This is a genomic window from Mesorhizobium loti CJ3sym (assembly GCF_000472785.1).
Classification (GTDB): Bacteria; Pseudomonadota; Alphaproteobacteria; order Rhizobiales; family Rhizobiaceae; genus Mesorhizobium; species Mesorhizobium loti_E.
This window is the reverse complement of record NZ_AXAL01000037.1, coordinates 40,796-48,011: the sequence shown is the minus strand read 5'-3', so window position 1 is coordinate 48,011 and position 7,216 is coordinate 40,796. Positions and strand designations below refer to the sequence as shown.

Annotated in this window: 6 protein-coding genes and 1 pseudogene; 2 read left to right on the top strand and 5 right to left on the bottom strand. The window is 60.0% G+C overall.

Translation table 11 applies throughout. From position 1 onward, the window contains the following. Nucleotides 1-443 (bottom strand): amidohydrolase family protein (locus A3A9_RS0133195; RefSeq protein WP_027062437.1); only part of this gene is annotated, 443 nt, incomplete at its 3' end. Nucleotides 444-937: 494 nt separating this feature from the next. Here A3A9_RS0133195 and A3A9_RS0133190 point away from each other — a divergent pair. Next, entirely contained in the window at nt 938-2,104 is a 1,167-nt protein-coding gene (locus A3A9_RS0133190; RefSeq protein ID WP_027062436.1) for an extracellular catalytic domain type 1 short-chain-length polyhydroxyalkanoate depolymerase, read from the top strand. Nucleotides 2,105-2,166: 62 nt separating this feature from the next. On the opposite strand, the gene A3A9_RS0133185 is transcribed toward A3A9_RS0133190, so the two are convergent. Together A3A9_RS0133185 and A3A9_RS0133180 are read right to left on the bottom strand one after the other, a co-directional pair. Further along, nucleotides 2,167-2,769, bottom strand: coding sequence for a general stress protein (locus A3A9_RS0133185; RefSeq protein WP_027062435.1), 603 nt, complete (start codon nt 2,767-2,769; stop codon nt 2,167-2,169). Between the two features lie 25 nt (nt 2,770-2,794). Continuing rightward, the gene (locus A3A9_RS0133180) at nt 2,795-3,550 is read right to left on the bottom strand and encodes a DUF4142 domain-containing protein (protein ID WP_027062434.1); all 756 of its coding nucleotides are present in this window, start codon (nt 3,548-3,550) and stop codon (nt 2,795-2,797) included. A 231-nt stretch (nt 3,551-3,781) separates the two neighbouring features. Between A3A9_RS0133180 and A3A9_RS43260 the strand changes: the two genes are divergently transcribed. Next, complete coding sequence (locus A3A9_RS43260) at nt 3,782-4,291, top strand: DUF2252 family protein (protein ID WP_082222335.1); 510 nt, start codon at nt 3,782-3,784, stop codon at nt 4,289-4,291. 110 nt (nt 4,292-4,401) lie between these two features. Here the strand turns inward: A3A9_RS43260 and A3A9_RS40105 are convergent, their stop codons facing one another. Further along, complete coding sequence (locus A3A9_RS40105) at nt 4,402-6,087, bottom strand: family 1 glycosylhydrolase (protein ID WP_063827817.1); 1,686 nt, start codon at nt 6,085-6,087, stop codon at nt 4,402-4,404. Further along, nucleotides 6,084-7,214: pseudogene (gene glf, locus A3A9_RS41450) on the bottom strand (UDP-galactopyranose mutase). The gene A3A9_RS40105 and the pseudogene glf overlap by 4 nt, the downstream one beginning before the upstream one ends. Between the last annotated feature and the right edge of the window lie 2 nt (nt 7,215-7,216).

Sequence of the window (7,216 nt, the reverse complement as noted above, 5' to 3'; positions counted from 1 at the left end):
ATAGCTTCGTAGAAGGCCGGCCGGCAAAATCTACCGGACCTTCCGTCGATGAAGATGCCGCTGTGAAAGAGCACTGGCAGGTCGAAGCGCGCCGCAACCTCGTACACGCGATGGGCACAGTCGTCGTACGGGAACCAGCCGGTTGGCACCATCTTCAGGCCACGAATCCCCGGCAGCCCGGCGGCTTCTTCAAGATCCTCGGCGGCCTGGGGGTGAAGCGGGTTCACGACAGCGAACCCCAGCAACCGATCGGAATGACCCTCGATGAGCCGCGACAGATACTTGTTTCCCTCCTTCAGGGAGTTCCGGTCGTCGAGCGAATATGGATCAGTCAGAAACGGCGCTAAAAGAAATGCAATATCCACGCCGGCATCATCGAGGGCTTGCAAAACCTCCCGGGACTTTTCCCTCCCGGACGTGTGAAGATGGGCGTCGATGATCATTGTCAGCTCTCCGTCTGCGCGACAACTTGCGCATTCGGAGACCGTTCCATGGTTGGGTCGCAAACCTGGAATAAAGCCCAGCCCGGAAGCACTATTCGGAAAGCTGCGAGCCTTCCACGACGTACAAGAGGCCATGCATCATGGGTCGGCTGAAATCACACTTCAGAGGCAAGGGTGTCGGCAAAGGCAACCCAAGGGTTGCAGGTCAGCCTCCAGATGGTGCATGCGAGGCGACCAAGGGGGCAGGCTCGCTCGATCCGACAGCGGGATGATTTCCGGCCGTGGCTTTACGCAATCTCGATTGGATAGGTGTTGATACCATCGGATGTCCATGCGGCTGGGCAAAGAACCAGCCTATCACGTATCGATGCTCGTCCTTGTAGCTTTGCGATCAGTGACCTTGGGTAAGCTTGTTATTGTGCAGTGCAGCAACGATTTTGCTTCCAGTGCATTGTGCTCAGGCTTCCGCCATTCCGGCGGTCTAGGATCTCGATTTGCGCAACATCTCAGATACGATCGCTCGTCTTTCGGCCCTGCGGAGCCGACCGGCATTTTCCCAACCGGGCCATCTCGACAGCCTGTCCGACCTCGCCGCGTTCGGGTCCAATCCAGGCGCCTTGCGGGCACGCTTCTTTGTTCCTGAAAACTTGCCGCGCGGAGCAGCGCTGGTGGTCGTCCTGCACGGCTGCACGCAGACGGCGGCCGGTTATGATCACGGGTCTGGCTGGTCGCGTCTGGCAGAAGAGGAAGGATTTGCGGTATTGCTGCCGGAACAGCGGCGCACCAACAATGCCAACCTTTGCTTCAACTGGTTCGTGCCCGAGGATGTCACCCGCGATCGCGGTGAGGCGCTCTCCATTCGCCAGATGATCGAAGCCATGGTCACAAAACATGGCCTGGACCGACGGCGCGTTTTCGTCACCGGCCTTTCCGCCGGTGGCGCCATGGCAGCAGTAATGTTGGCAACATATCCAGAGGTGTTCGCCGGCGGCGCGGTCATTGCCGGTCTTGCCTATGGCAGCGCATCGACAATCCCGGAAGCCTTCGATCGCATGCGTGGCCATGGCGGCCCCTCCGAGCCGGAACTCCAGCGACGCCTGGCGCAGGCGTCGCTGCGCAAGGGGCCTTGGCCGAAGATTTCGATCTGGCAAGGCACGGCCGACCATACGGTGGCGCCTGAAAATGCGGACGCCCTTGTTGCCCAATGGCAGGGCGTTCATCGCATCGCAGCAAGCCCGGCTCGAAAAGAGACCATCGATGGCCAAACGCGGCAGGTCTGGCGCGACGCCGATGGCCATGCGGTGATCGAGAAATACACCATTGCCGGCATGGGCCATGGCATCCCTGTGAAGACCGTCGGTGATGACGCCCTGGGGCATGCCGCGCCGTTCATGCTCGACGCCGGAATATCGTCGACACGCCGCATTGCGGCCTTTTGGGATCTAATAAGCCGGGATGCTGAGAATCGGGCGAAGTCTGAGCCCGCCTTTGCCCATCCCGCTTCAGACACCGCTTTGCGCACATATGTTTCGCAGGAAAAGTCGAGGCCAGTACGTGGCGAAGCTGCGGAACAATCGCATCCTGATGGCTCACGCGCCTCTGCGACAGGCATTGGCAAGGTGATTGAAGATGCACTCCGCGCAGCCGGCTTGATGCGCTAACCGGTGAACTCGAACTCCTCGGGAGAGGACCCCGCTGCCTGTCGCAGCGAGGCCCCTGTCGATCAGACCCGGTTCACATACCGAGGGCCATCGCGGTCCGTTTGGTTCGGGCGGTAATCCTCCGCGTCGGCGTCAAAGCCCGTCCAGCCGTCAGCCTCGTATTCGCCGCGCCGCTGTTCCAGGTTCACGGAGGTGGTCCGGCCAAGGATCCTTTCGGCCTCCGGCACCAGCTGGTCGTCGACCTTTGCCGTGACAAGCGTTCCGCCGCGGCGCACACCCTCCGCGTAGACGTGTGCATCGGTTTCAGACACACCGGACTCGGTAAGCGCGCCGACGATGCCGCCAGCGGCGCCGCCGACCACGGCACCACCCACGGCGCCGACCGCGGTGGCTGCTAGCCACCCGGCAGCCACGACGGGGCCGACGCCGGGGATGGCCATCAGGCCAAGTCCAGTCAGCAGCCCACCGGCTCCGCCGACGACGGCACCGAGACCGGCGCCACCAGCGGCATCTTCCGCAACCTTGGAGCTGTCAACGTCGTGCCTGTTATCGGCGTTGTTGGCGACAATGCTGATGTCGGAATGCGGAATACCAGAGGCTTCCAGTTCGCCAACGGCATCGGAAGCGTCGTTATAATTGTCGAATAGTCCGGTTACGGTTTTCATGTGTAATCTCCTTGATCGCGGTTGATTAGTTGGTGCCGGCAACAACGTTGCCCTGATAATCCAGAGCGACCGAAATGGTCTTTCCGGCCTTGGTTGCCTGACCGCGCCAGATGCCCTGGTCGTCCTTGGTCAGCTTCGACACATCGGCGAAGCCCGCGTCCTGAATGCGGCTCTTGGCCTGGTCCTCGGTGAAGCTGTTGGCGCCGGGGACGGGAGCCGACGGGGTCGTGCTGTCGGTGGTGGCCACGGCAGGTGTGGTCGAGGTCGTGGTGGCCGACTGGTCATTCGTTGTGGAAGCGATCTTCTCGACCATTTCCTGATGCATCTTGAGTATCGGCAGGGTCTCTTGCGCGAACGTCTTCAACCGCGCATTGTCGCCGTCCTTGGCATAGCTTTCAAACAACTTGACCGCCTCGGAATGGGCATCGCGCTGCATCTGGACGTAGGGCGCGTCGATCGGATCCTTGCCGTTCTGCAAGCTGTCGACATCGCCCTTGTGCTTGGCGTCCAATTCCTTGGGAACCGTCAGCTTCTGCTCGCCCGCGATCATCACCAGCTTGGCGTTGGCAGCGCCATGATCGTCGATCATCTTGTGAGCGAAATCCTTGATGCTCTGATCCTGCACCTTGGCTTCGGCGACCTTGCTCGAATCGACCTCGAACATGCCGCCGGCTGCGGCCTTGTTGACGAAGTCCTGCGCGCTGTCGGCGGCGAGTGCAGGCAGGGCAAAAGTCATGGCTGTGGCTGCGGCGAGTGAGGCTAGTAATAGGCGGGTTCTCATAGGGATGGTCCTTTCCATGCACACATGTGCTGTGGACCTAATCTGCGCCCGCGGTCTTTGTTCCTGACGATTTGCAATAAAGCGATATCGCCAATAACGACAAATGGAAGGTCGTTTCCGTACGTTGCCGAGGATGGACGAACTTCGCCGTCATGGTGAATTTGCTGACCAGATGCTGGTTCTGAACCCGGCGATCAAAGTCCACTTTACCGAGAGTCGAAATGTCACGAATTGGAATTATCGAGTCAGGGCTATGCCGTGCTTTTGCGTGGCAAGCGACATCAGGCGGCATTGGTGGAAATCAAGGAAGCCTCGGCTGCGGCCGCGCCGTCGCGGCGACGGGCGACTATGCCTCGCCGTCATGGCGATCGCGTGGTGGCAGGCGCGAGGGCCTTGTCGCAACATCTCGGCGATCGAATGGTGTCGTCGAGCCTGTTGGGGAGATCCGTCTTTGTCCGCGAAGTCATGCCACAAGATCTTAAGATCGAGATCGAGCAGCTCACGGCTTTTGAGACGGAGCCTATCGCGCGTTATCTCGGCGGTGTGCTGGGGATCGCGCATGGCCGCCAAATGCAGGCCTCGACCTGGAATACGTGGCGAGCCGAGCTTTTGAGAGCACGTCATGGAGATTTGAATGCGCCATCCTGGCTCTGGTCGAGCGTGGTCGAGCTGCTCTCCGTTCACGAGCTTGCCTATCTCGAGCATTGTCGACGGTACGCAATGCAGAAGCCACGGGGCTGAGAGTACCGGTTCATGGCGAAAATTCCATCGGCCGCCGATGCGGCATTGACCGAAGCGCAAACCGTGGTGTGGCGGTGCTGTGCGCCATGAGGGAATGTTGAATGTTTGCCCTACGCTACGTCGCTGGTTTCCTCGAAACCATACCAAACGTTGGAGCGGTTTGCCTCGGGCAGCGGAGCCACTTCGTATTGATTGCCTGGCCGGGTTCGCAAGATTTCAAATGCACCGCGCTGACCATCAATGACCAGATCAAGAACTGCATTCGCCACCTCGACAGCGGGACACCGCTGGGCATACCGCAGCTGCAAATCACCACCATCCGGAAACCGGCAGAGGATGGTCGCTGACGAGCCTCCACGATCTGATGGAGCAACTCGAATTGTCGCCCAAGCTTGATCGTCGATCGCGGACGGCCGATTTGCATGCGGCGGTGCCGAACGGGTCGCCAACCGGCGGCTGGCACAACACTCCTGCATTGCCGAGATCATACGTCCGAATCCCAACAGCAGCAGATGCCTCCCGCGCTCGCAAAGAACGCGATCATCCCGCCACCAGCCTGGACGATCCAACATAGGATGATCGACGCGCCCGGTCCTGACCAGATCTGCGATCGCATGCGCAACCGCCGTTGGCCGGGGTATTCCGGCCCGTGTGTCATACGCTCCGCTTTCGTAATACCCATCTTGTGCCGACAGCATTGAGTTCCAGTCGACAGCGCCGAACAACGACCATGCCGTGACGGCGCGCACGTCGACACCATCGTCTCTGGCTGCTTGCGCGGACCGCCAGCCTTCGACCAGCCAGCGCACCTGCTCGTCGCGCGTCGAACCATTATGCAATTCTGTAACGACGATCGGCAGGTGATAGCGGTTCCAGACTTCGTTGATCCTGTCGAACAGGCCTGAATCGCGTTGGTCCATGGACCGTGCGGCAGCGCTATCGATGTAGGTGTCTATGCCGTTCCCACCGGCCTTTTCATTCGGGTAGCGGTCGATCCGCTCGTCGAGCATCCGGTCGCTGGTGAGGTAGTAGTCAACACCGATGATATCCGGCGGGCAGGGCTCAGCCTGCAACTCTGCGAGATGCACCTTGGCAATCCCTGCACCCAGTAACCGATCGTGAAATGGGTGTCGGGTGTCGACGCGCCCTGCGAGAAGATCCAGTGCCAACCAGCGGCGTTCGTTTTCATGATCCGCCTGATAGGCGAGGCGCTCGGTCGCAAAGGCCCGTCCGACGTCTTCCGTCTGCACCAAATGGGCTGACGGAACGTGCGCGCGAATTGCCTTCATCGCCACCGCTGTCGCCCGACATTGCGCTACTGTCAGTCGAAGACAGGTCGCCTCGTCGGCGCCGTGTGGATACCACAATCCGTAAAGACCGCTGATGCGGGCCGTTGTCAGCGGCTCGTTGATGGGTGTGTAGAGCTCGATCCAGGGATAGCGTTGCGCGACCAACCCCGCATACCGCGCGAACAGCGCCGGGAAATCAGGATCGAGGATCTGGGACCATGACGGCCCGCTGCCATGATGCATCAGGCCGGCAATCGGTCGAATTCCCAATTCTTTGATGCGCTGCAAACGAGCATCCGTCCAGGTCCAGTCGCAAGCGCCAGCTGAGCGTTCGACCGTTTCCCAAAGCACGGGATATCGAAGCGTTTGGATGCCGAGTCCTGCAATCAAATCAAGATCGCCGATCCGATTCAGGTGACCGGTCTCTTCCAACTGGTCGCGCACCGTCGTGTGAATGCGGACATGGCTACATTCCACGCCGCCCCACATCTCTAGCGCGTCGTTCATTCGGCGGCCTCGTTCTCAATCGAAGCGGCGACCGGCAAGCTCTTCTGCATGCGGGCAAACGTTGCCAATGCCTGACCCACGACCTGGTCCATGTTGTAGTAGCGATAGGTAGCCAGTCGCCCGACAAACCAGACATCTGGAACGTCTGAGGCCAGTGCTTCGTAGCGCTTGTAGAGCGCTTCGTTTTCGGCCCGCGGCACGGGATAATAGGGGTCGCCCACATCGGTCGGATACTCGTAAGTGAGGCTGGTCCGCAGGCTCTGCTGACCAGTGAGGTGTTTGTATTCCGTGATGCGGGTATAGTCTTCCGTCTGCGGGTAGTTGACGACGGCTACCGGCTGGAACTGCTCGCAATCAAGCGTCACGTGCTCGAACCGCAGTGATCGGTAGGGCAGGCGGCCAAGGGACCATTCGAAATACTCGTCGACCGGCCCGGTGTAGATCATGCGGCGGAACGGTATGCTGGCCTGGATGTCCCGGTAATCTGTCTGCAGCATGATCTTGATGTTTGGATTGTCGAGCATGCGCTGGAACATCCTTGTGTAGCCGCCAGCCGGCATCTTCTGAAAGCTGTCGCCGAAATAACGATCATCGCGATCCGTGCGGGTTGGGACGCGTGCGGTTACGGATTTGTTCAGCAGCGACGGATCGACCCCCCACTGCTTGCGGGTGTAACCGCGAAAGAATTTTTCATAGAGCTCGCGGCCGACGGTGCTGACCACCACATCCTCGGCGGTGCGGATCTCATCCACCGTTTCGCGGCGAGAGGCGAAGAACCGCTCCAGCTCTTCGGATGTCAGATCGAGGCCGTAAAGCTTGTTGATCGTGTCGAGGTTGATGGGGATCGGCAGCAACTGGCCGTCCACCTATGAGAGCACCCGGTGCTCATAGTCGCGCCACGCGGTGAACTGTGAGAGATATTCAACGATCGATTGAGCGTTGGTGTGAAAGATGTGCGGCCCATACCGATGGATCAGGATTCCGGCTTCGTTGTAGCAGTCATAGGCGTTGCCGCCTATGTGGCTGCGCCTGTCAATGAGCAGGACACTTTCATTGCGCTGTGAAGCGATGCGTTCCGCGAGCACGCTGCCGGCAAAGCCGGCACCGACAATCAGCCAGTCGAACATGT